Source organism: Phormidesmis priestleyi ULC007, from assembly GCF_001895925.1.
Lineage (GTDB): Bacteria > Cyanobacteriota > Cyanobacteriia > Leptolyngbyales > Leptolyngbyaceae > Phormidesmis_A > Phormidesmis_A priestleyi_A.
The window spans coordinates 23,937-48,443 of the sequence record NZ_MPPI01000024.1 but is presented as its reverse complement, the minus strand read 5'-3'; the positions used below and the strand labels follow the sequence as shown (position 1 = coordinate 48,443).

Here is a 24,507-nt window from a genome sequence, read left to right as displayed (position 1 = left end):
GTCTACAAAAAGCGGGGTCGTTGAATCAACTGTCCGGTCGAAACCGCCAGGAACTTTTCCAGTCCCAAATCAATGCCGATGGCTTCCCCGTGCGGCAAGATATCGGGCACCAAGACATCACATTGCAGAATCAGTTGAGCATACCAGCCCGATGCTTTACGAACCACCCGCACTTGCTTGATGTCAAATCCTTCTGGGACAGGACGATGCAGGTTAATCGGCATCAACCCCACTTTCGGCAACTTGATTTGAGTGCCTCTGAGGGGACTTGCCTTGAATTGCGGAAACACAACCGATCGAATCTGCCCAAACTTCTTGAACCTTGGAAACCCAAATTGTCGCTCTTTCATAAACTTAAAGGATCTGTCCAGTCGTTTCAGCGTGTCTTGCAACACTTGGGCATCGACGCGCTGAAGGTCTGGAAGGTCTTTCTTGGCTTGAGTCAGGGCTTTCTTTTGAGTGTAGTAGTCGGGGTACAGTACGTCTGCTGGAATGATGTATTCCTGGCTGAGGCTACAAGCATTGACGGCACATTTACGTGAGTTAATCCAGTCCTTGCGTTCGCGCAAAGCATAGTTATAGACCTTGCGGCATTGCTCCAACCAGAACAACATTTCGAGTTCCTGGTTCAGGTCTGGGTAGATTCGGTAGGTGTAGGTCAGGCTCAACACTCTATGATTCTAGCAGATTTAGAGATTTTTCTAGAATGCTTGAAGAGTAGCTAGAGTTGAGTCGCACAATTTGTCTCAACCAGATGGGTGCTTTTTTGACATAAAAATACCTGCCTAGCCAAAGGTAAAGCGCTAGACAGGTGTCGGTTCAAGAATTTTGGGTGCTATTTGCCAATCCGAGGAGGTTCGCGGAAGGCGATCGCAAAAAATAGCACACCGATCGCGAGAGCAAGAATCAAAATGTAAGCGACGCTTTCCATATCTGAATGTCCTGAGTTGTGAGTGTATTCCAGCGAATCAAGCGACAATTTGGGTTTGACAATTCTCTAAATCGGAAACCGCCAAACCCAAATTGCTTAAGTCTGAGTCTGGTTGCGAGTGCTCTTGTCACCCACCTTCTGGAAGAACCCCCACTCGACTTGCTCTTCAGCCAGATCTGGGTCAACCCCTGCAAACACATCCCGAAAGATGGTGCGAGAGCCGTGCCAGATGTGACCAAAGAAGAACAGCAGAGCGAAGACTGCATGACCAAAGGTAAACCAGCCTCTAGGACTGGTGCGGAACACCCCGTCAGAGTTTAGCGTTGCCCGATCGAACTCAAAGGGTTCGCCCAACTGAGCCGCCCGCGCATAGCGCTTCACCTGAGCAGGGTCAGTGATGGTTTGACCACCCAACATACCGCCATAGAAGGTAGCCGTGACACCTGCTTGTTCAAAGCTGTATCTAGATTCAGCCTTTCTAAACGGAATGTCGGCTCGAACCACGCCATCGGCATCTGCCAGCACCACCGGGAAGTTCTCAAAGAAGTTGGGCAAGCGACGAACTGAGAGTTCTCTGCCTTCGCTGTCTTTAAAGACCGGGTGCCCTAACCAAGCTTGAGCGATGCCATCACCCTTGTCCATCTGACCCGTGCGGAACAAGCCACCTTTCGCAGGGCTGTTACCTACATAGTCATAGAACGCCAGCTTCTCAGGAATTTCTCCCCAAGCCGCTTCAGGGCTGGTGCCGTTGGCGATGCTGGTCTGAACGCGACGATTGATCTCTTGCTTAAAATAGCCCGCATCCCACTGATAGCGAGTGGGGCCAAATAGCTCGATCGGGGTCGTCGCATTTCCATACCACATGGTTCCTGCCACGATAAACGCCGCAAAGAACACCGCCGCGATACTACTGGCTAGAACGGTTTCAATGTTGCCCATCCGCAGCGCCTTATAAAGTCGCTCAGGTGGACGAACACTTAAGTGAAACAGACCTGCAATAATGCCGACGATGCCCGCTGCAATGTGGTGAGCAACAATTCCACCCGGATTAAACGGGTTGAATCCTGCTGGCCCCCATTCTGGCGCAACGGGTTGAACGCTGCCTGTAATCCCGTAGGCATCAGATACCCACATCCCAGGACCAAATAGCCCTGTGAGGTGGAAAGCACCAAAGCCAAAGCAAAGTAAGCCAGATAAAAACAAGTGAATCCCGAACATTTTCGGCAAGTCTAGAGCAGGCTCGCCCGTGCGAGGATCTCTAAACAGTTCTAAATCCCAATAAACCCAGTGCCAGCAAGCTGCTAAAAATAGCAAACCAGATAGCACGATGTGGGCGATCGCAACGCCCTCAAACGACCAAAAACCGGGGTCGATGCCTGACTCGCCCGTGATGCTCCAACCTGCCCACGAAGAAGATACGCCTAAGCGGGTCATGAAGGGCAACACAAACATGCCTTGTCGCCACATCGGATTCAAGATTGGATCGCTTGGGTCAAAGATCGCCAGTTCATACAGCGCCATTGAACCCGCCCAGCCTGCAACTAAGGCAGTGTGCATCAGGTGAGTAGCGATTAACCGCCCTGGATCGTTCACCAAGACGGTATGGACTCTATACCAGGGTAGTCCCATTGACTACGCTCCTCCTAATAAATTGTGTCTACTGCAACGCTCTTTTCAGCATTTTGTTAAAGTGCCATGTACTGGTAAATCTACCAGATTAAGGGCGACTTCTCACTTTGCAATCATGCCCCGCAACCCCTAAAAAGAAGAGCGTGGATAGTTTGACAACTGTTACTGTAAAAATGAAAGTGTATAACGAAGTGTAACCAGTGTTAGAGCCTATTGCAAGCAAATTACAGATACCTGAGAAGAGGACAAATTCTCAGCTAGAGACCGTTAACAATTCTTAATTTGTTGATAGATTAAGTTACAGATCAAATGGGCAGTTTTTCAAACTAAATCAGCCGCAAAGAATTCAGTTAGGAGCGTAGAAGCCATGCAGTCAGCAGACACAGATATCCAGCCAGCAGAAAATATCCAGTCGATCAACCCCAATGAGAGTCCAGCCATTGAGCCAGAAACAGTGAGCAACCCCGCAAAGCCACTGTTTCAATCAGTCAGCATTACGTTTGTTAAGGAAGGTAAAGAGGCGATCGCATCCGACGGGGCAAATTTAAGAATTAAGGCGATCGAGACGGGTATCGACCTCTACACCTTCGGCGGAAAAATGATGAACTGTGGAGGCTACGGTCAGTGTGGAACCTGCATTGTAGAGATTGTAGAAGGCGCAGACAATCTCTCTCCTCGCACTGATTTTGAGAACCGCAAACTTAAAAAAAAGCCCGCCACCTATCGGCTGGCTTGCCAAGCTTTAGTTCACGGGGCTGTCAGCGTTAAAACTAAGCCTTAGTGGTATTCTAAAGAGTGTTAATGCCGAGATTGATATAGGAACTGGGCTTTATGCAAGTTAATGATTTGGGGTTTATTGCAAGCCTTCTGTTTGTGCTGGTTCCCAGCGTGTTTTTGCTGATTCTTTATATCCAAACCGCCAGCCGTCAGTCGGATAAATAACAGCAAGTTTCAATTGGTTATGTCCATTTTAAGAAAGGCGCAGAACGATCGTTCTGCGCCTTTCTTAAAATTATGAGAACGTAGCTCAACTATTACGATTTATGAAGCTTCAGTCTCAGAATTTGTTTCAGAAACCGTAGCCTCGGAATCTCCATCAAAAGCATCTGGACACAAATTGATCAGAAAAGATTGCAGCCCCATCCGTCGAATATAGGGCCAACCACCCTTCGCTTCGATGTCTCTCAAGAGTGCATAAAGTGCCTGTCGATTGTCTGGCAAAGACTCTTGAAAAAGCCCCTCACAAACTTCTCGGTGCAAGCTTTCTAGCAGCCTGAGCAAGGCAAGAAGCCCGACGCTATCTCCTTTTGACGCTTCAGCCAGCTTCTTAATTGAATTTGCAATCTGCTCAAACTCAGGCGATTCTGACTCAAAATTCACATCACTACCCATCCCAATCCTATCCCTCAAAACTCCACACGCTGCCTGGTCAAGCATACCCACTCTTAACAGCTTAATCAGGAGATATCATTTCAGCTTCACGATCGCCCCTCCTAATCAATTCAGATGCAGTAATTTTTGACTTAACTAAGATCTATCCCTTAGAGGATTCTTAAAAAGTTAACTAAAGTCTGTAAAATACTCTGAGAGGTTCCGCCCGAACCACTCCAGAAATTATAGAAATTTCGATTTGACGTGGCAGCAGTTCAGCGCGCTTTCTTGACCGTTGTGGCAGTTAGCTCTCAGAGCAGTCTTCCACGCTAGTCAATTTGAAATTGCGCTGGCAGGATTTTTTACATTGACTTTGAGGTTGACATGAGGTATCGCGCTTTAATCGTCACACTTTTGGCACTATGCATGAGTGTGTTAACCGCTTGCAGTGAGGCTCCGGCCAGCAGCACTGAAGCCCTGACTTATGACCAAATTGTAGGAACTGGTTTAGCTAACAGTTGCCCTCAGCTTGAAGAAACGTCTCGTGGAGTCATTCCCCTCGAAAACGGCAAATCCTACTCTATCAATAGCCTTTGCTTGCAGCCGACTGCTTTCTTTGTCAAAGAAGAGCCGACCAACAAGCGCAAGGAAGCCGAGTTTGTGCCAACCAAGCTCATGACTCGCTATACGTCTTCGATCGATGCTGTTTCAGGCGCGCTCACTGCAAATGCAGACGGCAGCCTGACCTTTAAAGAAGAAGATGGCATTGACTTTCAGGCAACCACCGTCCAGCTTCCGGGTGGCGAACGGGTGCCTTTCCTGTTCACCATTAAAGGACTCGTTGCCAACAGCCAACCGGGGCAGAACAGCGTCAGCACCTCTACTGACTTAGTAGGCGAGTTCCGCGTTCCATCCTACCGGACTTCTAACTTTTTAGATCCTAAGGGTCGCGGTCTAACCACAGGTTATGACAACGCGGTTGGTCTACCGGGTCAGGCGGATAGTGAAGAACTTCGGAAGGAAAACGTCAAGCAATTCCAGCTAGACAAAGGCAAAATTGCTCTCAGCGTTGCCAAAATTGACGGCACGACGGGCGAAATTGCAGGAACTTTTGAGAGCTTACAGCCCTCTGATACAGACATGGGTTCCCGCGAACCGAGTGAGGTAAAGATTCGTGGACTTTTCTACGCACGAGTTGCACCTAATGCGTAATTCAATGGGTCAGATTTTATAAAGCTTCTATGAAGTTCCTAATTCTGACCCAGCCTTAAAATCACTAATTTCGAGGGGCTATGCCCCTTTTTTATTGCAAACAATCTTTTTAGGGAACTCTCCATAAGTCAAAAAAACCACTACGTGTTTACAAAAAAAATTCCCGCTCCGATATGACAGGGTTAGCAGTAATGAGAAAAAATCCAAAAAACTAGATTCAGTAGAAATGCTCTAGTAAGTAATCAGACATAAAGAATAGGTTTAATCCATCACTTCAGAAAGTACGTGTTAGGGAATTAGTAGACAACCCTTGTCCGCTAAATAGAGAAGTTAAAGGTTTATCACTCCGTCAGGTTAGATCTTTTCAACGCTTTCAAATTCCTGTAGCCTTCTGAAAGTGGTGTTAACGATGACAGCAGTTTCTAAAGAAATTCTGAGAACTGAGTCTAGCGTATTTATTGACCCGCTCTACCAACTGAACTTCGTCATGTCAACTCTCATCGCCAATGAACTGAGGAGTGAAAGCTTGCAACTTTTGCGGGAGTATCAGAAGTCTCCTTCTTCACAAACCCGCAATCAGCTTGTCGAGCTAAATTTTGGACTGGTTAGAAAAGAAGCCCATCATTGGATCAACCAATGCACTGAAAGCTATGAAGATTTGCTGCAAGTCGGTTGCATTGGTTTGATCCGGTCGATCGAGCGATTTGATATGTCTAAAGGTCACGCCTTTAGCTCATTTGCGATTCCCTATATCCGAGGCGAAATTCAGCACTATTTACGCGACAAAAGCCCCTCAATGCGGATTCCGCGACGATGGCAAGCGCTTCAGCGTCAGTCAGTATGGGTGATTCGCGATCTGCAAGCGACCTTACATCGCAATCCTACTGATGCCGAATTGGCAGCCGTCTTAGAAATCCCTTTGAATGAGTGGCAAGAAATCAAAGTAGCTTGTCAAAACCGGGCACTTTTGAGTTTAGATGCGCCTATTCGAGATGAAGACAACGGCAACGCTACGATCGGTGATTTGGTGCCGGATAATCAATATCGAAGCTTTCAACTTGCTCAAGAAGATCAAATTCGTTTGCAGCAGGCGCTTGTTCAACTAGAAATGAGAACCCGACAAGTTCTAGAGTTTGTCTTTTTACATGATTTGACTCAAAAAGAAACGGCAGAACGCATGGGCATCAGTGCTGTCACCGTCTCCCGTCGCGTGAAAAAAGGCTTGGAATCACTTCAAAAATTGATGGTAGGACTTGAAGACTAGAGAGTATTTCATCATCAGCCGTTTCAATTCTTCCGAGCGAACAGCTTTATTTGGGTGAAACAAAGTGTATCGATCGCCAAAAGTTTAGGGCATACTAGGGATATTCAAAGTTTCTCCCGTTAAAGTCAAAACTAAGCATTTTGCAGAAGTACAAAATCATTTGTAGATGCGATTGACTTAATTTTATTTAACAGGCAGGGCTGGAAACCTATCGGCGCGGAATTCTTGAGGAGAGGAAATGCAGAAGAAGTCTTTGATTGCCTGTGTGGGAGCGTTCTCTATATTGGTTGGCGGTTGTGCCTCAGAGCAATCGAATAATCCTCCTGCAAGTCCGTCTCCAGCAGCGGTGCAGCCCTTCTCAAGGCCTTTGGTTTCTGAAAAGGCGGGTGACAAGAAAGCAAATCTAGCGGCCGCTCGAATCCCAGGTCTGCTGCAATCGACCGATCCAGCTGAGCGCGCACGTCAAGTTCAAGCTGGGATTAACGTCAAGAAAAACCAGAATGATCCCTTTGCAAGTCTAGCTCCACTAATCACTTTTAAGACCCCTGCGGGAACCTCTGGCACACCCGCAGGAAATGACACATCCGGGTCAGGAACAGGCGATCAAACTGCAAGCCCTCCTCAACTCCCGAGTTCTCGTCAGGCTCCTCAGTCAGTCGCTTCTGGAAGGTCGCCTACTCCCCCCGCTCAAAGATCAATTTCTCGAAGACAGATTTCTCGATCGTCTACTCCCTCCGTTGCGTCTAAACCCTCTACGCCCACCATTACTGCCCTACCGCCGCTCCCAGAACCAACTCTAGCGAGAGCCGTAGAAGTTTCAGGGGTTGTGGTAGTAGGGGGTGTTCCACAAGCGATCGTCAAAGCGCCGAATGAGGCAACGACCCGCTATGTCAGAGCAGGTCAACGTCTCTCAAACGGACAAATTTTGGTCAAGCGAATTGAAGTCAACGGTGGCTCTGATCCGGTCGTGATTTTAGAACAGAACGGCATAGAAGTATCGAGAGCCGTGGGCGATAAACCATCCTTAGTAGGTGGCTCACCGACCGCGATCGCGCCAACCTTTCAGTTTCGGGTTTAAGCGATTGGCATTCGCTCGATACCCTGTACCAGGGCGGTAGAGCAAGTCAAAAAAATGTAGCCCGTTTGCACAAGCTACATATCGAGATTAGAAAAGCTTGGTGAATTAGCCAATCTCAACCTGATCGGTACTAACCGCCGATGCACCGTTGACATTGTTGGCAATTTCAACCAGCTTATTGACGATTTCTTGGCTGGGTGCTTTACCTTTAAGCACCACAGTGGTGCCTGTTTGAGCCACATAAACGTGATCTAGGTCAGCGACTTCAGAATCTTGATCAAACGCCAGAGCAACTCGTTTTGCTAACCCGCTTTGGTCATATTCGCCATTTAAACCGACTCTTTCAGGCGGAATTGCTTCAGCAGCCGGGGAACCAGCAGAGGCATCCATTGGGGCTTGAGCCACTGGCTGCCCACTAATTGCCTGCTGAGGATCTGGGGGTTTTTCTTGCCCGAACAGTCTTTGTAACCAACCCATAAAAGCCTTTGCTCCACGTAAAATCTACACAATTAATTAGAACGGTTAGAGCACCACAGCGCATCTACCTACAGCGAGAATAATATCCGATCGAGAGGATATAAAGCTGTTTGGGCAAACACAATAGTATTCGTGAAGTTGCACGATAGAATAGGAAAACTTGATTTTTCTGTTGACCAATACGGCGATGAAGCACACCCTTTCTGTTCTGGTTGAAGACGAAGCCGGGGTTTTGACTCGGATTGCTGGATTGTTTGCCCGTCGGGGGTTTAATATCGAAAGTCTCGCGGTAGGCCCAGCCGAGCAAATGGGCGTTTCACGAATCACAATGGTGGTGCCGGGAGACGATCGCACCATTGAGCAGTTGACCAAACAACTCTACAAGCTGATTAATGTGATCAAGGTGCAAGACATTACCGAAGTTCCCTGTGTGGAGCGGGAGTTGATGTTGCTGAAAGTGAACGCCGGAAGCACGAATCGGTCGGAAATTGTCGAACTCGCTAAAATTTTCCGCGCACGAGTTGTGGATGTGTCAGAAGACTCGCTGACGTTGGAAGTAGTAGGCGATCCAGGGAAGATGGTCGCGATCGTTCAGGTGCTAAATAAGTTTGGAATCCGCGAAATCGCTCGCACAGGCAAAATCGCGCTGACCCGTGAATCAGGCGTTAATACCGAATTTCTCAAATCACTGGAAGCTAAAGTTTGAGCGTCTAGTCATTATCCGTAAATCTGTTGAACTGAGATTTCTGTAAAACTTCACTAAATCGGATAGGCGATCGTTACTCCAGAACCACCGTCTTCTGGAGGAGCCAACTCAAATCGCTGGATGCGCGGATGTTGCTGCAAGAATGCATGAACGCCTTGCCGCAGTTTCCCCGTGCCGTGACCGTGAATAATCCAAATCGCTCCACCGACTTCAGAAATCGCTCGATCGAGCAAAATTTCAGCATCGGCAACCCGATTGCCACGAATGTCAATGGTGTTGCGAGACGTGCGAATTGCTGGCGTGGGAGGTGGCGGAGTTTTTTCCTCAGATTTACGATCGTCGGATTTGCGCTCTTCTCGCTTGGCAGGTTTTTCGCCCGTCAAAGACTCAACATCCTGCAAAGGAACGGTCATCTTCATTAAACCAAACCGCACGACCAGTTCTTCATCGTCTGAAACACTGATCACTTCCGCAGTTTGCCCCAATCGAGGAATGCGGACTTTATCACCCACCTGCGGACGAAATCCCGGTTTAGGTTTGGCAGGTTGGCGAGAAGGAAGCTGTTTTTCAGCAATGCGGTTTAAGGCATCAGTGGCTTGTTGGGCATCTTGAGCGGTGACATTGCCCTTTTGCAGTTGGCGAATGACTTTCGCAATTTCAGACTTTGCCTCAACGATCGCGTCCTGAACAGCTTTTTCTTGCGCCTGTTGCAGCGATCGCTCCCGTTCTTGGAGATTGGCAGCTTTGTCGGAGACTTGCCGATACAGTTTTTCGGCACTCTCCAGGATTTTTGCCGCTTCTTGGGCTTTGGTTTCTTGTCGTCGCCGTTGAGATTCTAATCCTGCAATTACCTGGTTGACATCTTCAGAGGCACCGCCTACCTGTTCTTGAGCGCTTTGAATGATGTCTTCTTTGAGTCCGAGGCGACGCGCGATCGTCAGCGCATTCGATCGTCCAGGAATGCCCCACAGCAAGCGATAAGTGGGAGACAAAGAGACATCATCAAACTCAACCGAGGCATTCTCAAAGCGATCGTCTTCATATTTAAGCGCTTTAAGTTCGCCAAAGTGGGTTGTGGCGATCGTCAGTGCTGCGTGATCGGCGAGATATTTGAGCAGCGCGATCGCAAGCGCACTACCTTCGGTCGGATCGGTTCCGGCTCCGACTTCATCTAATAAAACGAGAGAATTTGAGACGAGTTTTAAATCAGAATTCTCTGACTGCGTTGAGTCTTCATCAACTGTCAGCGCATTCAAGATGCGACTAATCCGCCGGATATGACCCGAAAACGTTGAAAGGCTTTGCTCTAACGATTGCTCATCGCCAATATCGGCAAGAACTTGATCAAACCAGGGCAACTCTACAGGCTCACGAGCCGGGATAAACAATCCGACTTTTGCCATCAAAATCGCTAATCCGAAAGTCTTGAGCGTGACGGTTTTTCCTCCAGTATTGGGCCCTGTAATCGCCACAACTTTAATCTGAGGCTGAATGAACAAATCGATCGGAATCACCGATCGACCCTGTTCATGCCGCTGTTGCCAAACGAGCAGCGGATGGCGAAGTTGACGCAGCGTCACGACTTCAGGAGACACATTTTCTCTAGCCACATAGTTGATAAACCGCGGCGGATTGGCTTCTAACCAAAGGCTATAGCGGGCCCGAGCCGTCGCCAGATCCAGCGTGGTGCAGATCACGAGCAGTCTTTCTAAGTCGTCTTGAACCGCAGCAACCTGTTCTGTCAAGACTCGTCGAACGGCTTCTTCTTCAACCTGTTCTTGACGCTGGAGCTGTCGAAGTTGATTGTTGAACTGAATCGTTGAGTTTGGCTCGACATAAAGCGTTGCCCCGCTCATCGACGTATCGTGAACAATGCCCGGAACGGCATCTTTTTGAGGCGCTTTCACCGGAACAACATATCGCCCGTCGCGTTGTGTGATCAGTTGCTCTTGAATGGCGTTTGCCTGACGCTGCATAAGTCGTTGCAGCAAATCGTAAATGCGATCGCGCAGTTGTTTCTGCTTTGCCCGAATCTCAGCCAGTTTAGGACTCGCCCGCTCACTCACCTTACCGTCGTCGTTAATACAGCGATAAATTTCCTGCTCAATTTCAGGATAGGTTCGTAGCTCAGACACGAGAACACTCAAGACGGGAATCTCGTCTTGGTTGTCGATCGTCCGTCGCAGCGTTCTAGCACCTGATAATGTCTTGGCGATCGCCAGCAGTTCGGCTCCTGACAAAATGCCTTGCAGGGCGGCACGTTCGATCGCTTCACCAATATCGTCAATGCCGTCAAAGCGCAACCCACTGGGCAACCGACTCTCTAAGCTATAGACTTCTTGAGTTTGCGCTAACAGCGTCAGCGTGTCTGCTTGACGAGCCGGAATTTTGAGCCGACGGGCGGCGATCGCACCTAATTTCGTCGCTGCAAATGTCGCTAAGTGCTGACAAAGGCGCGACCACTCCAATAGTTCTAAAGTCTCCGATTGGATCAAAGCTTGAAAGTTTCGGTAAAGGCTACTAATCCCATTCTAGAAGGATGCGGGAGGAAGAATGGGGAGTGAATCTGACAAGGGATAGATCTCATTTTTTAAGTGGTAGCTTCTGCTAAAACTTGTCTTGATATTTTTGGTAAATTAAACTATAAATACTAGAATAGAGGTTCATCGTTTTCGGGTTGCCATTGTGTTTACTACTCTTTCTTCTCCCAAAGTCGGCTTGCCTCGTGATTTGTTTGGTGCGATCGCTGACCTCAAGCGCGAACTCAATGCGGTGGTTTTGGCGCACTACTACCAAGATCCTGATATTCAAGACGTTGCCGATTATTTAGGCGACTCTTTGGGGCTTTCGCAACAAGCTGCTAAAACTGAGGCCGACGTAATTGTTTTCGCAGGCGTGCATTTTATGGCAGAAACCGCGAAGATTCTCAATCCTAACAAACTGGTGTTGCTGCCAGACTTAGACGCGGGTTGTTCTCTTGCCGATAGTTGTCCGCCCGATGCCTTTGCCCAATTTAAGGCAAAACATCCCGATCATTTGGTAATTTCTTACATAAATTGCACAGCAGACATTAAGGCAATGAGTGACATTATTTGCACCAGCGCGAATGCAGTGTCGATCGTCCGTCAAATTCCTGCCGATCAGCCAATTATTTTTGCGCCCGATCGCAACCTCGGTAAGTATGTCAGCGAACAAACTGGGCGAGAAATGGTGCTCTGGCAAGGAAGCTGCATGGTGCACGAAACGTTTTCTGAGAAGAAAATGGTGCAACTCAAGATTCAGCATCCTGAAGCTGAGGTGATCGCTCACCCAGAATGTGAACCTGCGGTGTTGCGCCACGCCGACTACATCGGTTCGACAACGGCTTTGTTGAACTATTGCCAGAAAAGCTCAAGCGAGTCTTTTATTGTGGCAACCGAAGCGGGGATTCTTCATCAAATGCAGAAAGCTGCCCCTAACAAGCAATTCATCGCCGCTCCGCCAGTGAACAACTGTGCTTGCAACGAGTGTCCTCATATGCGACTCAACACATTAGAAAAGTTGTATCTGGCAATGAAGACTCGATCGCCAGAAATCACCTTGCCTGAACAGACTCGCCTCGCTGCCCTACGTCCAATTCAAAGAATGCTAGAAATGAGCATCTAATACTGATCATGTCGATTCAACCCAACCGCTCCGATCTCAGTTTCAACCATTGCGTTAAAACCCAACTTATTAAATCTTTTAGAAGACAAAGAAGTGAATTCATAGGCTAAGGTACAATTTTCTGTAGCGTTTGCCATAGTGCTTTACACAAAAAACACTAGAATTTCGTGCTGAAGGTAAATATGCTGAAGCAACCTGAAATTAGTCGGTTAATTCGTGAACTTCGGCAATTAACTGGATTGACCCAAGAACAATTTGCCGCTGCTTTAGGTGTGACTTACAGCACCGTTAATCGATGGGAAAATACCCATATGCAACCCTCTCCCCTGGCACTAAAACAGATTAAAGCCATGCTGAAAGAGATAAGCACCACTCTTGAAGCAGAGCGATCGCAGCAGTGTCAACAGTTACTCGATCGCCATTTTCCAGAAGCACTGCCAAATCAACGAGAAATTTAAGAATCTAAATAATGTCTGACGAAACGCTGGATTTGACAATCGATTTAACTAACTGCGATCGCGAACCGATCCACATTCCAGGACTGGTTCAACCTCATGGGGTGCTGCTAGTTTTGCACGGTTCCAATCTAGAAATCCTTCAGGTAAGCCGCAACACGTTTGAACTGCTCAATCGCTCTGCCGAGGAATTGCTAGGTCAGCCGTTGGCAGATTTATTGGGTGACGAGCAGGTTAAGCTAATTCAGCAATGTTTGACAGAGGATTTTGAGAGCGTTAATCCGCTCAATTTATCGATCGAGCGGCAGCATCAATCCATCGCGTTTGATGGCATTGTGCATCGCCTAGATTCGTTCATTGTGCTGGAATTAGAGCCGAATACCATCGAGAGTCATGCCAACTTTTTCGACTTTTATCATCAAGTGAAAGGCACGATTACCCGCATTCAAAAAGCACCGACGCTGCTGGAAATGTGTCAAGAGGTTGTCAAAGAAGTCCGGCGAATTACTGGCTTCGATCGCGTCATGGTCTATCAGTTTGATGCGGAGGAATCAGGCAGCGTGATCGCAGAAGATACCAACCAGAAAACGCCTTCTGGGCTTACGCTATCCGTCTTCCGACATTCCCCAGCAAGCTCGACACCTGTATACCCTTAACTGGCTGCGGCTAATTCCCGATGTCAGCTACCAGCCTGTCGCGTTAACTCCGACAAACAATCCTGTCACTCAGCAACCGCTTGATCTGAGTTTGTCCGTGTTGCGAAGTGTGTCTCCCCTTCACCTGGAATATCTGCAAAATATGGGCGTGACTGCTTCCATGTCCATTTCGCTGATGCAGGATCAAAAGCTGTGGGGATTGATTGCCTGCCATCATTTGTCTCCCAAATATGTTTCCTACAATATCCGCACAGTTTGCGAGTTTATTGGGCAGGTGATGTCGGCAGAACTGGCAAATAAAGTCACCAACGAAGACACAGCCTACAAAGTGCAGTTAAAGACATTACAAGCCCAGTTCATTGAAGCGTTATCTCAGACTGAGTATTTCCTGGATGGCATGGTGCAACTGGAACCTGAACTTTTGCAACTGGTGAATGCAACCGGAGCCGTGATCTGTAGCGCCAGCCAATGCATCTGCGTGGGTGAAACCCCTGCTGAAGCGGACGTTCGTGCCTTACTCAACTGGATGAAACCTCACTTTCATCAAAGCTTATTTGAAACGCGATCGCTCTCCCAAAATTATCCCGCTGCCGAGTCGTTCAAGGCGATCGCCAGTGGGGTGCTAGCGCTGGAAATTTCCAAAGTTCACCACAACTACATTCTCTGGTTTCGCCCGGAGGTGGTTCAAACCGTAAATTGGGGCGGCAACCCCAACAAACCCGTCGAAGTTTTAGCAGACAACAGTTTGCGAATGTCTCCGCGGCGATCGTTTGATTTGTGGCAGGAAACAGTGCGGGCTTCTGCGCTGCCCTGGAAACCTTGCGAAATTGAAGCCGTGATTGAACTGCGAAGTTTGCTGGTGGGCGTGGTGTTGCGGCAGGCAGACGAATTGGCGCTAATGAATTTTGAATTGCAGCGGAGCAATGAAGAACTCGATTCGTTTGCTTACATCGCCTCCCACGATTTGAAAGAACCACTGCGGGGCATTCACAACTATGCCAACTTCTTGATGGAAGATTATGCAACGGCATTAGATGGCGATGGCGTTGCAAAACTGCAAACGATGGTGCGGCTGACGCAACGTATGGAAGACCTGATCAATTCGCTGCTGCATTTCTCTCGATTGGGACGCGCCGAATTGATGCGCCAAACGGTGAACCTCGATGAGTTAGTCCATCAAACGATCGCCACCCTGACAATCGCCCGACCGCAAAATGAAGTCGAGTTTCGCATTCCTCGTTTCCTGCCGGAGGTTAAATGCGATCGCGCTCAGGTGAATGAACTGTTCACCAACTTGATTAGCAACGCGATTAAATACAACAACAAAGCAGAAAAATGGATAGAAATTGGCTATCTGGCAGGACAGGAAGGAGAAATTGCAGGGGCAGGAAACGTTTCTCCGATCACATTTTATGTGGGTGATAACGGCATTGGCATTCCGCCAGAGCACCTCGACAAAATCTTCCAGATCTTTCGCCGTCTGCATGGACGGGACGACTTTGGCGGCGGCACAGGGGCAGGGCTGACGATCGCCCGCAAAATCGCGGAACGGCACGGCGGCAGAATTTGGGTAAAATCAATTCCGGCTGAAGGCAGCACGTTTTACTTCACCCTGGCAGCGGAGGCAGACGCATGATTGCCAGACCCACCCCGTTGTTAATTGTGGAAGACAGCAATGAAGATTTTGAGGCACTGCAACGATTTTTGCGCCGATCGTCCACTCCAATTTCCATTCAGCGCTGTATCAGCGGCGAACAGGCACTTGCGTTCCTCAATCGAACAGGCGATTATATCGATCAAATTACCCCCCGTCCTGGTCTAATTGTGCTGGATTTGAATCTGCCGGGAACCGATGGACGAGAAGTGTTACGCCAAATTAAACAAAATAAAAACCTGAAAAGCATTCCGGTTGTCGTGTTCACCACGTCTAGCAACCCAAAAGACATTGAAGACTGCTATCAATTTGGAGTCAATAGCTACATCGTTAAGCCAATTAATTTTGCTCAACTAAAGCGAGATGTGCAACTGCTGGTTGATTACTGGTTTGAAGTGACCACGCTCCCCAATTGATTTGAAGATTAAACCATGAATGTGATCTCGCGCACGATTCTAATTGTCGATGACTCGCCGGAAGATCGAGAACTCTACCAGCGCTATTTGCTGCACGACCCGGACTATTCCTACACCATTCTAGAAGCATCGCTAGGGCAGCAAGGGCTGGAGCTTTGGCGGCAGCACCGACCGGATGCGGTATTGCTCGATTATCGCTTGCCCGATCTCGATGGGCTGGAGTTTCTGGCGCAATTGCCCTCCCCCACGCCCCAACCTTGTCTGCCAGTGGTTGTAGTGACGGGGCAGGGGAATGAGGCGATCGCGGTGCGAGCAATGAAAGCGGGCGCTCAAGATTATCTGGTGAAGGAGCAAATTACCCCCGAAGGCTTGTATCTGGCGGTGAATGGAGCGATCGCCACGGTGCGGCTACACACCCAACTGCAACAGCGGATCGAACGAGAACAGGTCGTCTGGCAGATTACCCAGAAAATTCATCAATCCCTCAATCTGGATGAGATCCTCCAAACCACGGCCGCCACGGTGCGGCAATTTCTGCATACCGATCGCGTGCTGATTTTTCAGTTGCAACCCGATGGCAACGGCACTGTGGTTGCCGAATCGGTGGTGGCAGAGTGGCGATCGCTGCTGGACTTGTCCATATATGATCCCTGCCTTGCCGAAAACTACCTTCGCTTTAGCCGCCCCGAATCGGTGACTCACGATGTCGCCTTTGCCGAGGATTACGTCAAACGCTATCGCCAAGGAAATGTAACGGCGATCCCAGATATTCACAGCAGCAATATTGACCCGTGCCACATTAGATTGTTGGCTCAGTTTCAAGTGCAGGCAAACTTGGTAGTGCCGATTTTGCACGACGACCATTTTTGGGGCTTGCTGATTGCACATCACTGTGCGGCACCGCGATCGTGGCAAGCCTTAGAAGTCGATCTGCTCAAAGAACTGGCAATTCAGGTCAGCATTGCCTTGCGACAGGCAGAACTATATCAGCAGGCACAAGATGAGTTGGCGGAACGCAACCAGGTCGAAGCGGAACTGCGAAAGAGCGAAGAACGCTTGCGGTTGGCGATGCAAGCCTCGTGTATGGGCACCTGGGACTGGGATATTCAGACTGGAACAATTACCTGGTCTGATAACCTGGAAGCCCTGTTTGGGTTAGAACCCGGCGGGTTTGACGGCTCCTTTGAGATGTTTAACTCCCTCCTGCACCCAGACGATCGTGAGCGAGTGCTGTCCGCGATCGATCGGGCAATCACGACCGGAGAAGACTATAACCTCGAATTTCGGGCACTGCATCCGCAGGGGGGGGTGCGCTGGGCCTTGACTCAGGCCAGAGTCTTTTATGATCTAAACGGTCAGCCCGTGCGGATGGCGGGGATTGATCTCGATATCACCGAACGTAAACGAGACGTGGAAGCGTTGCAAGAGAGTGAAACCCGCTTCCGCCAGCTTGCCGAAAATATTGATGCAGTCTTCTGGATCAAAGAGATGCCCGCTAACCGAGTTTCTTACGTCAGCCCTGCCTATGATCGCCTGTGGGGGCTTAACCCGCAAGCGATATACGCCGATCAACAAGTCTGGGTCAGTTATATTCATCCCGCTGATCGCGAATGGGTTGACAAAGCGTTTGCAGCAAAAGCGGCGGCGGGGCAATTTGACGAAGAGTACCGGATTGTTTTAGACGACGGTCGCATTTGCTGGGTGCACGATCGGTGTTTTCCCTTGCAAAATGAAGCTGGTGAGATCTATCGGTTTGCTGGGATTGCCGAAGACATTACCGATCGCAAACAGGCAGAACAAGCCTTGCAGGAGAGTACTAACCGCTTGAGGTTAGCGCACAAAGCAACGCGCTCAGGTCTGTGGGATTGGGACATGATCCAAAATAAGGCACAGGTATCGGAAGAGTACTGCCAACTGTTTGGACTTGACCCAGCCACCCCAGAAGCCAGCTATGAGCAGTGGAAAACTTATTTGCACCCGGACGATCTCGCCGCCGCTACCGAAGCAGTGAGTTGTGCTGTCCAGCAGCAGCAAGGTTACTATGAGTCGGATTATCGAATTCTGCATCCGGAGGGCGATCGCTGGATCGCGTCTAGAGGTCAGGTGTTTTATGATGCGGCGGGTAATGCAGTCCGAATGCTGGGCAACGTGCAAGACATCACCGATCGCAAACGCTTGCTAGAACAAGAGCGCTTCGCCAGAGTCGAAGCTGAACGTGCCAATCGGCTCAAAGATGAATTCCTGGCAGTTCTCTCGCATGAGTTGCGATCGCCCCTCAACCCGATTTTGGGCTGGGCAAAACTGATGCAAAGCCGAAAATGGGATGCGGCTAGAACATCTGAGGCTCTGGCAACCATTGAACGCAATGCCAAATTGCAGTGTCAACTGATTGATGACCTGCTTGATATCGCAAAAATCCTTCGCGGCAAGCTCAATATGAATGTCGCTCCCGTCGATCTGGTGTTTGTCATTGAGTCGGCGATCGAGACGGTTAGAACCGCCGCCGTTGCCAAATCAATTTTGTTACATTCGGTGCTACCTCAGATTGGGCGAGTGTCGGGCGATTCAGGGCGGCTCCAGCAAATTGTTTGGAATCTACTGTCTAACGCGATCAAATTCACTTCTAATCATGGACGGGTAGACATTCGGCTAGAGCGCAGCGCTAACCAGGCACAAATAACAGTCAGCGATACGGGCAAAGGCATCAACCCCGACTTTCTGCCGCATGTCTTTGACTCATTTCGCCAGGAAGATGCTTCAACAACTCGTCAGTATGGCGGACTGGGGTTAGGGTTAGCGATCGTTCGTCAGTTGGTTGAGGCGCACGGTGGCACGATCGCTGCTGATAGCCAGGGTGAAGGGCAAGGAGCAACGTTTACCGTTTGGTTGCCTTTGCTGGATGCTGAGCCAGAAGGGAGCCAGTCCGATAAATCACCCGCGCCGGAACTCGATCTGACGGGCATTCACGTCCTGATTGTGGATGATGAACCGGATACTCGTGAATTGCTCACAGCAGTACTGACTCAATATGGCGCAGAGGTTTTGGCCGCTGCCTCCGCTGCTGAAGGGTTAGCCTGCCTGGAATCGTTTCAACCCGATGTGTTAATCAGTGACATTGGTATGCCCGAAATGGACGGCTATAAACTGATGCAGCAGATTCGATCGCGGTTATCAGAGCAAGGGGGGAATGTTCCAGCGATCGCCCTGACTGCTTACGCGGGAGACTCCAATCAGCAGCAGGCGTTGGCAGCAGGCTTTCAACTCCATCTGTCAAAACCGATTGATCTAGAGCAACTCGTTGATGCAATTAGCACTTTGCACAAAGCTTAAACCTACGTTTACCGAACTCTCACAAACCCTGCTTTAGCGATCGCATCCTGCCCCTGATCTGACAGCAGCAAATTCGCATACGCCTCTCCTGCCTGTTGTTCAGTGCCGCCGTTTTGCTTCACCACTACAAACAAATTGCGGGTGATCGGGTAGCTGCCATTCTGAAACGCCTGAATATTTAACTGATTGCGTTGAGTCGGGCAATTCGTCACTAAAGGCGCTTGATAAGGAGGCACAAACTGACCGGGCGATTTTCCGATCGCTAACGGCTTGACGGTGCATTGAGGCACCACTTCTGGCGCGGACGCAAAATAAACTCCTCCAGGAGTGGCAGCGAGTTTTTGCAGCGCTTGAGTCGTCGTCGAAACAATTTGCACGTTTCCCCCTGGCTGCTGCCCCGCGAGAACGGTTTCGCCAAATACATTCTGAGTACTTGAAGATCGAAACAGCGGCACGATCGGCACATTAGATCCGCCGACTTCTTGCCAATTTTTGACTTGACCACTGTAAATGGCTTTTAACTGGTCGATCGTTAACCCGGCAACGTTAAGACCAGGATTGACCGCCACTGCCAACCCATCGATCGCGACTGCAATCTGCTTGAGGCTAAATCCTCGCTGCTGCGCTTGTTGATATTCTTGATCCGAAACCGGACGCGACGATTGAGCAAAGGCAATCTGCCCGTCTAACAGCATCTTGATGCCAGCACCCGAACTCGGTGGACTTCCGATCGGATTGACATAGCGCAATTGAAACTCTGGATGAGCCGCTTGCAAAACTGGGTCAACCGACAGCCGAATCGTTGCCCAAGACGTGCTGCCTCCATAGCTAAACCGTCCAGAAGGTAGCGGTTGTTGAGTAAGATTAGTTGCCGACGGATTGGGCTGGCTTGACGAATTGGCTGAAGGAGTAGCGCTATTTTGTGGATTGGGCAGAGCTACCTTGCTTGCATCAAAACCAGACCGCTGAGTAAACCACCAAAACCCACCGCCTAACAATCCAGATGTCACCAAAAGCGAAAGAATCAGCGCGGGCGTTTCGTTTTTTTGAGACATAAAATAATTCTCATCGTTGGACTGGAACAAAATCAAAGCCTGAACCGAATCGATCGCCCCGCGACACTTTCACAAGCTGAATGCCCACATTGCGATCGCCCGATGGCAAAAATCGCACCGTCTCTGCTGCACCCATTGCCGAAAAATCTGGAGACAAAAGCGCTTGCTGAACGCCCGATCGAGTCGGGTCACGCTGAAGCGCCGCCACCAGCGCCTGAACCGCATCGTAAGAAATCGCCGTGCGCCAGTTGACATCGCCGCCCCACAGCGATCGCGACTTCTTGGCAAAGACAGAACCGGGATTGCCATTAATATGCCATGGCACCGAAATCACCATATCGACGGCTTGCTGTCCGCCAACCTCTAAAGTCTTGGGCGCATAAACATCATCACCTGCCAACAGAGTCATCCGTCGCTGATTAACCTGCACTACCTGAAGCGCTTTATCGAGGGTGCCTGTGTTAGGTGCCAGCATCAGCGCTTTTACGCCTTGTTTTAACGACTGATCGACCGCCGTCGCTGCACTAAAATCGGGGGCCGACAAATCATATTCGCCTGACACCTGTCCTCCGGTTAGAGCGATCGCGCGACTAAATTCCGATTTGAGCGATTGACTGTAAGCGCTTTGAGAATTGAAAAATACCGCTACATTCTTCTGTTGTAAGGTTTTGACGGTGTAGTCTGCCAAAGCTCCCGCCGCGATATAGTCACTCGGCACTGTACGAAAAATATACTTCCCGAAGCCAGAGAGCTTGACGGTTGTGCTAATCGGAGAGATGCACACCAGCCCGCCAGTGTTATAGACACTCCCGGCGGCAAGAGTCACATCGCTGGCATAGTGTCCCACGACTCCCAGCACTTCAGGCTTTTGCACCAATGTATTCGCCAATTGTTGAGCGATTTCAGGATTATTATCATCACTGACGATCGCCACCTTTAACGGAAGACCTTTTACGCCGCCTGCCTGATTGACTTCGCTCTGTGCCTGAGCCACCCCTCGCAAAATCTCTAAGCTGCCGTTAGGATCAGCGCTGACTGGAACGGCAACGGCGATCGTATAAGATTTGTTACTTCCAATTCGAGCGTTGTTGAGATAGATCAGCGTTTCGGGCGAATTGCGAGACTTTTGCAGGGCTGACTCAAACTGGGTCACAGCTTGACCATATTGTTGAGCCACGATCGCCGCGACTCCCGCCTGCTTTGCCTGAGCAAACGCTGGATTGTCTGCCCTACTTTCTACAGGAACTAAAATTCGTTCACCTTGACTGAGGCGATCGTTGGTCGATAAATTCTGGCTCGTTGTGGCTAACGGATCAGGCTTGACGGGCGATCGCGGCATCAGCAGCCAAAAGCCTGTCCCCAATAGTGCAGCCGTGATCAAGAGTGACAGAATCAGAACCGGAGTTTCATTTTTCTGAGACATAAAGCAGCCAGGTGAAAAGACTTACGGAGAGACGGGGACAAAATCATAACCGATTCCAGCTTGAGAACTGGGCTGAACCCGGACGAGAATCGCTGACCCATTGCGATCACCCGACGGCAAAAATTGGATGGTGCCCGTTGCCCCTTTTGCGGCAAACTCTGGGTTAGAAAACGCTTTTTGCAGTCCGTCTCGGCTTTCGTTTTGCTTCAACCCGGTCAAAATCGCCTGCACCGCATCATACGCCATCGCGGTTCGCCAATTGACTCGCCCGCCCCAATAGTTAGAGGCATTGTTGGCAAAAGGATTGTTTGCGATCGCACTCGGATGCCACACGACAGGCAACAGTAACCCATTTGCGTCGGCTTGCCCCAGCTTGAGAGTGTTGATAGTGTAGAGCGTTTGATTGCCCATCAATTGCAGCTTGCCTTGGTTGGTGCGGGCAACGTCGATCGCAGAATTTGCTCGGTCTACTTGCGGCGATAATAACAACCCCTCTGCCCCACTGCTTACCGCTTTAGAAATCACGGTGCCAGGGTTAAAGTCAGGAGCAGAAAAATCGCACCCAATGTTGATAAACCGACCGCCCTCGGATGAAAGAGCAGAGATAAAGTTGTTTGCAAACGATTGACTGTCAGGAGATTTTGCGTCTAAACAAATCGCAATACTCTTTTGATTCAGGCGTTTAACCACATAGCGAGACAGCACATCTGCCGTATATCGAGTGCTAGGCACGACCCGATAGATATAGCTACCCGCGTTAGACAGCGTATCTGCCGAACTGGTTGGCGTAATCATCGGCAACTGCCCTTTTTGATAAATGGGAGCCGCCGCGATCGAGGCATCGCTAGCGTTGTGCCCAACCACCGCTAAAATTTTGCCGTCTTTGACAAATTCAGCCGCCACTTGTTTGGCAATTTCAGGATCGTTGTCATCATTGGCGATCGTGACTTCTAAAGGCTTTTCGTTGCTGCGGCGATTAACCTCATCTTGGGCTTGTGCCACACCGCGCAAAATTTCTTGCGCCACATTCAGATTGCTGCCGATCGGGACGCTGACTGCAATCTTCACCGACGATCGCGCGTTCTGCATGAGTTGAGCATTATTCAAATAAATCAAGGCTTCAGGATCGTTGCGATTGCCTTGCATTGCCACTTTGAATTGCTCGATCGCCCGATTAAAATCTTTAGCCGCAAACGCCTCAATTCCAGTTTGTTTTGCCTGACTTTCATTGGCGATGATCAGTCCTCGATTGCCTGAACTAATACGATCGCCGATCGCCATCTGTGCAGGTTGAACGCCTTGATTTTGCGGTGTAAATTGTCCGACTACCCAATGCAGACCCATAAATAAAAGTGCCCCTGTGATCAGGAGCGCCAAGACCAGCACGAGCAATTCATTTCGTTTAGCCATACAGCCGATGCCACCTTTTGAAGCGAGCTATGACTTGAGTTTTTAGCTGCGATCGCAACCTTGCTAACTAAACGTGAGTTCGACGAGGCTTTTCGTTTCGTTTTGAGCGGCTTCAGCCCCCTAAATCCCCCAAAATTGGGGGACTTTGAGCCAAGATTTCCGGTTCAAAGTCCCCCGGAATGGGGGATTTAGGGGGCTTCCCGAATTCACAATCGTAGCCAATCACTTCTGTCGAACTCACATTAACTAAATGCTTATAGACTACGACTTCACGGGCTTATGCGTAAATTCCTCAAGACTGTTTGCGGAATTTGCGGACTCTAAAGAAGGTTGGTGAGGAGTTTGTAAATCAGACGAAACAAAGCCGTAATGGCGATCGCGCTCAGTGCCCCAAAACCCGCCAAGATTGCAACCGCCAAGAATCCGTTTCCTAAAGACAGCCCTACAACCACTGCGTGAAGCACCGGAAGAAATCCAATCACGACGAACGTGATACCTGCCAAAATTACCAGATCAACTTTCTCGATAATGCGGCGAGACTGAGCCACGACTAAGCCCAAGGCAATCACGAGCCAAAGCCCTGCACTGATTGGGGAGGGAATCGGTAGACTGAAGAGCGCGATCGCCAACAATGCCCCCTCACATCCTGTAAATGCCGCATTACCCAATAGTTCTAAAATAGAAAACGGCTGCACAGATGCCCGTTGACGAATCGGTTGAGAGCCTGAAACCGAGACAGGCGGGGGAGGAGACGTATTGCTGCTGGGTAATGGCTGAGACGACGGCTGTGGTAGCGGTGAACGAACGACGAGAGCCTCCAACACGTCTGTAGCAGACTGAAATCGTTGATCGGGAACTGGCAGCAGCATTTTATCAAGCACATCGGCTAGGAGCTGGCTCGTCTGCACATAGCTCTGCCATTTCCAAGAGTTGTTGTAAGCGTTAAAAAGCTCTGGGGGCTGCTTGCCAGTCAGTAGCATAATGCAGGTGACAGCCAACGCATACAAATCGGTAGACGGATAGACTTCATCGCCCGAAACCTGCTCTGGGGGAGCAAACCCTAACGAATAGATACTCGTGGAGACTTTCGATCCGCCTGCGGCTTTGGTGGCGTATTTGACTGCTCCAAAATCGAGTAGATAAAGCCGTCTATTGAGATTCCACATGATGTTAGAAGGCTTGATATCGCGATGAATCGAGCCGTTTTCATGAACAAATTGCAGAATCTTGAGCGCTTCTTTCAGCACTTCTAGCACCTCTGATTCAGAAAATTTGCCTTGACGGATCAGCCTTTCTTCTAACGTCTCTCCATCAATAAATTCTTGAACGAGATAAAAGAATTTGTCTTCTGTCGCTTGATGAGGGCTAGGAATCGACAGTTCAAAAAAGGCAAACAAATCAGGAATTTGGGAATGCTGTCTGCCCAACTGTTCGAGTGCTTCTGCCTCCCGCTCAAACAGATCTTGAGCCATCTGCAACTGATCAGGCGTGAGCCGACCCGACGGCTGAAACTGCTTCACTACGCATTGCCGCAAACCGGGAGTGTAGCGATCGCGAGCTAAAAAGGCGGCTCCAAACCCGCCTTGACCCAGCAGTTTTGTGGGCAAATAGCGGTCAGCTAAAATTAACGACATGCCGCAGTTTGTGCAAAACTTCTGCTTGATCGTTTTTAGCGTGGTGAGGTTATCTAGATCGGTGAAGAAATTAGTCGGTTTTGAGCAACCCGGACGGGTGCAATAAAGCTGCATACATACGATCGAGGGGCATTTAATATCTAAATTAGCCTATGATTACC

General features: G+C 49.4%; 22 protein-coding genes. 12 read left to right on the top strand and 10 right to left on the bottom strand.

The annotated features are described in order from the left end of the window. Window positions 1-2: 2 nt before the first annotated feature. The 3 genes from BRW63_RS29000 to psbB form a co-directional block, all read right to left on the bottom strand. A complete protein-coding gene (locus tag BRW63_RS29000; RefSeq protein WP_223257427.1) occupies window positions 3-671 on the bottom strand; it encodes an RNA-guided endonuclease InsQ/TnpB family protein in 669 nt (222 codons plus the stop codon). 164 nt (window positions 672-835) lie between these two features. Beyond that, entirely contained in the window at window positions 836-931 is a 96-nt protein-coding gene (locus BRW63_RS18150; RefSeq protein ID WP_006635641.1) for a photosystem II reaction center protein T, read from the bottom strand. 96 nt (window positions 932-1,027) lie between these two features. Then, window positions 1,028-2,560 (bottom strand): photosystem II chlorophyll-binding protein CP47, encoded by a 1,533-nt coding sequence (gene psbB, locus BRW63_RS18145; protein ID WP_073073662.1) that lies wholly within the window; start codon window positions 2,558-2,560, stop codon window positions 1,028-1,030. A gap of 367 nt (window positions 2,561-2,927) precedes the next feature. On the opposite strand from psbB, the gene BRW63_RS18140 reads away from it, so the two are divergent. Both BRW63_RS18140 and psbM read left to right on the top strand, forming a co-directional pair. Next, on the top strand, window positions 2,928-3,341 hold the full coding sequence (locus BRW63_RS18140) for a 2Fe-2S iron-sulfur cluster-binding protein (protein WP_083583050.1): 414 nt from the start codon (window positions 2,928-2,930) through the stop codon (window positions 3,339-3,341). A 50-nt stretch (window positions 3,342-3,391) separates the two neighbouring features. Further along, complete coding sequence (gene psbM, locus BRW63_RS18135) at window positions 3,392-3,502, top strand: photosystem II reaction center protein PsbM (protein ID WP_068816372.1); 111 nt, start codon at window positions 3,392-3,394, stop codon at window positions 3,500-3,502. Between the two features lie 99 nt (window positions 3,503-3,601). Here psbM and BRW63_RS18130 read toward each other — a convergent pair whose 3' ends face one another. Continuing rightward, a complete protein-coding gene (locus BRW63_RS18130; RefSeq protein ID WP_073073661.1) occupies window positions 3,602-3,952 on the bottom strand; it encodes a hypothetical protein in 351 nt (116 codons plus the stop codon). Window positions 3,953-4,315: 363 nt separating this feature from the next. On the opposite strand from BRW63_RS18130, the gene psbO reads away from it, so the two are divergent. The 3 genes from psbO (at window position 4,316) to BRW63_RS18115 (ending at window position 7,485) form a co-directional block, all read left to right on the top strand. Then, a complete protein-coding gene (psbO, locus tag BRW63_RS18125; RefSeq protein WP_073073659.1) occupies window positions 4,316-5,143 on the top strand; it encodes a photosystem II manganese-stabilizing polypeptide in 828 nt (275 codons plus the stop codon). A 409-nt stretch (window positions 5,144-5,552) separates the two neighbouring features. Then, entirely contained in the window at window positions 5,553-6,407 is an 855-nt protein-coding gene (locus BRW63_RS18120) for an RNA polymerase sigma factor SigF (protein ID WP_397428402.1), read from the top strand. Between the two features lie 238 nt (window positions 6,408-6,645). Then, window positions 6,646-7,485: a hypothetical protein gene (locus BRW63_RS18115; RefSeq protein ID WP_073073657.1), complete on the top strand. Its 840-nt coding sequence runs from the start codon at window positions 6,646-6,648 to the stop codon at window positions 7,483-7,485. A gap of 105 nt (window positions 7,486-7,590) precedes the next feature. Here the strand turns inward: BRW63_RS18115 and BRW63_RS18110 are convergent, their stop codons facing one another. Further along, window positions 7,591-7,962 (bottom strand): BON domain-containing protein, encoded by a 372-nt coding sequence (locus BRW63_RS18110; protein ID WP_073073655.1) that lies wholly within the window; start codon window positions 7,960-7,962, stop codon window positions 7,591-7,593. Window positions 7,963-8,122: 160 nt separating this feature from the next. On the opposite strand from BRW63_RS18110, the gene ilvN reads away from it, so the two are divergent. Next, window positions 8,123-8,668 carry an acetolactate synthase small subunit gene (gene ilvN / locus BRW63_RS18105; protein WP_425320467.1) on the top strand — a complete coding sequence of 182 codons (546 nt, stop codon included), beginning with the start codon at window positions 8,123-8,125 and terminating at the stop codon, window positions 8,666-8,668. 53 nt (window positions 8,669-8,721) lie between these two features. Here ilvN and BRW63_RS18100 read toward each other — a convergent pair whose 3' ends face one another. After that, a complete protein-coding gene (locus tag BRW63_RS18100) occupies window positions 8,722-11,163 on the bottom strand; it encodes an endonuclease MutS2 (protein WP_073073654.1) in 2,442 nt (813 codons plus the stop codon). A 190-nt stretch (window positions 11,164-11,353) separates the two neighbouring features. Here BRW63_RS18100 and nadA point away from each other — a divergent pair, with 190 nt between their 5' ends. The 6 genes from nadA to BRW63_RS18075 all read left to right on the top strand — a co-directional run bounded on the left by nadA (window position 11,354) and on the right by BRW63_RS18075 (window position 18,824). After that, window positions 11,354-12,313, top strand: coding sequence for a quinolinate synthase NadA (nadA, locus tag BRW63_RS18095; RefSeq protein ID WP_073073652.1), 960 nt, complete (start codon window positions 11,354-11,356; stop codon window positions 12,311-12,313). A 182-nt stretch (window positions 12,314-12,495) separates the two neighbouring features. Continuing rightward, window positions 12,496-12,771, top strand: coding sequence for a helix-turn-helix domain-containing protein (locus BRW63_RS18090; protein WP_073073650.1), 276 nt, complete (start codon window positions 12,496-12,498; stop codon window positions 12,769-12,771). A gap of 11 nt (window positions 12,772-12,782) precedes the next feature. Continuing rightward, window positions 12,783-13,424 (top strand): hypothetical protein, encoded by a 642-nt coding sequence (locus BRW63_RS28995; RefSeq protein ID WP_223257426.1) that lies wholly within the window; start codon window positions 12,783-12,785, stop codon window positions 13,422-13,424. Next, complete coding sequence (locus BRW63_RS18085; protein WP_223257429.1) at window positions 13,342-15,060, top strand: ATP-binding protein; 1,719 nt, start codon at window positions 13,342-13,344, stop codon at window positions 15,058-15,060. The genes BRW63_RS28995 and BRW63_RS18085 overlap by 83 nt, the downstream gene beginning before the upstream one ends. Beyond that, window positions 15,057-15,494: a response regulator gene (locus tag BRW63_RS18080; RefSeq protein WP_073073648.1), complete on the top strand. Its 438-nt coding sequence runs from the start codon at window positions 15,057-15,059 to the stop codon at window positions 15,492-15,494. Before BRW63_RS18085 ends, BRW63_RS18080 begins: the two co-directional genes overlap by 4 nt. Window positions 15,495-15,509: 15 nt before the next feature. After that, window positions 15,510-18,824 carry a PAS domain-containing protein gene (locus tag BRW63_RS18075; protein WP_073073646.1) on the top strand — a complete coding sequence of 1,105 codons (3,315 nt, stop codon included), beginning with the start codon at window positions 15,510-15,512 and terminating at the stop codon, window positions 18,822-18,824. Window positions 18,825-18,832: 8 nt separating this feature from the next. Here the strand turns inward: BRW63_RS18075 and BRW63_RS18070 are convergent, their stop codons facing one another. The 4 genes from BRW63_RS18070 to BRW63_RS18055 form a co-directional block, all read right to left on the bottom strand. Next, window positions 18,833-19,879 carry a PstS family phosphate ABC transporter substrate-binding protein gene (locus BRW63_RS18070; RefSeq protein ID WP_073073644.1) on the bottom strand — a complete coding sequence of 349 codons (1,047 nt, stop codon included), beginning with the start codon at window positions 19,877-19,879 and terminating at the stop codon, window positions 18,833-18,835. A gap of 10 nt (window positions 19,880-19,889) precedes the next feature. After that, a complete protein-coding gene (locus BRW63_RS18065; RefSeq protein ID WP_073073642.1) occupies window positions 19,890-21,302 on the bottom strand; it encodes an ABC transporter substrate-binding protein in 1,413 nt (470 codons plus the stop codon). Window positions 21,303-21,323: 21 nt separating this feature from the next. Next, the gene (locus BRW63_RS18060; protein ID WP_073073640.1) at window positions 21,324-22,712 is read right to left on the bottom strand and encodes an ABC transporter substrate-binding protein; all 1,389 of its coding nucleotides are present in this window, start codon (window positions 22,710-22,712) and stop codon (window positions 21,324-21,326) included. 320 nt (window positions 22,713-23,032) lie between these two features. Beyond that, window positions 23,033-24,460, bottom strand: coding sequence for a serine/threonine-protein kinase (locus BRW63_RS18055; protein ID WP_073073638.1), 1,428 nt, complete (start codon window positions 24,458-24,460; stop codon window positions 23,033-23,035). Window positions 24,461-24,507 lie beyond the last annotated feature (47 nt).

Coding starts and splice junctions, on each gene's coding strand:
- BRW63_RS18150 (WP_006635641.1), bottom strand. CDS start 931: ATGGAAAGCGTCGCTTACATTTTGATTCTTGCTCTCGCGATCGGTGTG.
- psbB (WP_073073662.1), bottom strand. CDS start 2,560: ATGGGACTACCCTGGTATAGAGTCCATACCGTCTTGGTGAACGATCCA.
- BRW63_RS18140 (WP_083583050.1), top strand. CDS start 2,928: ATGCAGTCAGCAGACACAGATATCCAGCCAGCAGAAAATATCCAGTCG.
- psbM (WP_068816372.1), top strand. CDS start 3,392: ATGCAAGTTAATGATTTGGGGTTTATTGCAAGCCTTCTGTTTGTGCTG.
- BRW63_RS18130 (WP_073073661.1), bottom strand. CDS start 3,952: ATGGGTAGTGATGTGAATTTTGAGTCAGAATCGCCTGAGTTTGAGCAG.
- psbO (WP_073073659.1), top strand. CDS start 4,316: ATGAGGTATCGCGCTTTAATCGTCACACTTTTGGCACTATGCATGAGT.
- BRW63_RS18120 (WP_397428402.1), top strand. CDS start 5,553: ATGACAGCAGTTTCTAAAGAAATTCTGAGAACTGAGTCTAGCGTATTT.
- BRW63_RS18115 (WP_073073657.1), top strand. CDS start 6,646: ATGCAGAAGAAGTCTTTGATTGCCTGTGTGGGAGCGTTCTCTATATTG.
- BRW63_RS18110 (WP_073073655.1), bottom strand. CDS start 7,962: ATGGGTTGGTTACAAAGACTGTTCGGGCAAGAAAAACCCCCAGATCCT.
- BRW63_RS18090 (WP_073073650.1), top strand. CDS start 12,496: ATGCTGAAGCAACCTGAAATTAGTCGGTTAATTCGTGAACTTCGGCAA.
- BRW63_RS28995 (WP_223257426.1), top strand. CDS start 12,783: ATGTCTGACGAAACGCTGGATTTGACAATCGATTTAACTAACTGCGAT.
- BRW63_RS18080 (WP_073073648.1), top strand. CDS start 15,057: ATGATTGCCAGACCCACCCCGTTGTTAATTGTGGAAGACAGCAATGAA.
- BRW63_RS18075 (WP_073073646.1), top strand. CDS start 15,510: ATGAATGTGATCTCGCGCACGATTCTAATTGTCGATGACTCGCCGGAA.
- BRW63_RS18070 (WP_073073644.1), bottom strand. CDS start 19,879: ATGTCTCAAAAAAACGAAACGCCCGCGCTGATTCTTTCGCTTTTGGTG.
- BRW63_RS18065 (WP_073073642.1), bottom strand. CDS start 21,302: ATGTCTCAGAAAAATGAAACTCCGGTTCTGATTCTGTCACTCTTGATC.
- BRW63_RS18060 (WP_073073640.1), bottom strand. CDS start 22,712: ATGGCTAAACGAAATGAATTGCTCGTGCTGGTCTTGGCGCTCCTGATC.
- BRW63_RS18055 (WP_073073638.1), bottom strand. CDS start 24,460: ATGCAGCTTTATTGCACCCGTCCGGGTTGCTCAAAACCGACTAATTTC.